Raw genomic sequence first — 1,175 nt, forward strand, 5'->3', positions numbered from 1 at the left:
TAAATTACACGATATTAAATTCATATAGCATTAAATAATTTGAATAGGTATTTTTTGGAAAGTGGTGGCCCCTCCCAGACTCGAACTGGGGACCTAACGATTATGAGTCGTGTGCTCTAACCAACTGAGCTAAGGGGCCAACTTTTATATAACTGCTAGGCAGTTAATTTTTGAAGCGTTCAGTCACAGAGCGACTAAAGCGGGTTGCAGTATAAAAACTTTTTAGGTGCTTGTCACTACCAAACACCTTTATTTTAACAATCAGTAAGCTAACTGCTTAAATAGTAATCTTTTATGCAGATATAAACATAAAATGTAAGATATTTTCTATGATATTCACTGCATTAAATTATAAAAACTTTCCTCCCACATCAGTCTTTTATATTTAACGCTCTACTTTTTAAGTAAAGCTAACATATATGTGTAGGCATATAAGGCTGTAAAAAATATGCTTGGGGCTACTGTAAGTGCCAAATTAGGTGTCTGATTAATTACATTCACCATAATCACTAAGCTCGATTGAATAGTAATCGGAATAATAGGCGCAAAAAGTACACCTGCTATTTTTTTGTTACCTAGATACGAGGCGCTAGAGTTAATTGCATTATTGAAGCTTTGTCGTATTGCTACGTTTTGTGGTGTTTTAGAATGAAACATACAAATAATTGGAGTTACAAACGCAAGCGTTACATAACTAAACTTATACTTGTTGACGACCTTTTCTAAAATAAAAGTAAAAAACAGCGTTACAAATCCACTATACAAACCTTGTACTAATGCAGCTTGAAGCGTGACCGATTTAGCAATATCTGCCGAACTGTTCGCCCAGTAGGCCCAGCTAAAATAAAAAACGAATGACACAACGCCTGACAGTATAAGTCGAATATTCAATTAGCTACCTCAATATGCGTAAAAGCTTGGTGTAATGATAACACTAGAAGTGATGGTAATATTGTCACTAAATAATAGAGTAATTAATCGCGTATTGTAGATATATAAACAAACTAATATTAAAGATTTCCTAAATGGCATCAATACAGAATCAGAACACTACTGTTAGTTAGAAAGCTTAATTGAAGTAAACAATGGTTTGGCTGAGGGAATGTTGGGAGTGAGTTACAAGAAATAAATCACTTAGTTTGAGTAAATTAAAAATTAGATTTTGATAAAAAATA

General features: G+C 33.3%; 1 protein-coding gene and 1 tRNA gene. Both read right to left on the reverse strand.

Going from position 1 to position 1,175, the window contains the following annotated elements; all coding sequences use genetic code 11:
• Positions 1 to 62: 62 nt before the first annotated feature.
• A tRNA-Ile gene (locus tag GQR46_RS19930) sits at positions 63 to 139 on the reverse strand.
• A 254-nt stretch (positions 140 to 393) separates the two neighbouring features.
• Positions 394 to 891, reverse strand: a complete 498-nt coding sequence (locus GQR46_RS19935) for a hypothetical protein (protein ID WP_206009722.1) — start codon at positions 889 to 891, stop codon at positions 394 to 396.
• Positions 892 to 1,175: the final 284 nt, after the last annotated feature.

It is taken from the genome of Pseudoalteromonas sp. Z1A6 (genome assembly GCF_011378745.1).
Taxonomy (GTDB): Bacteria; Pseudomonadota; Gammaproteobacteria; order Enterobacterales; family Alteromonadaceae; genus Pseudoalteromonas; species Pseudoalteromonas arctica.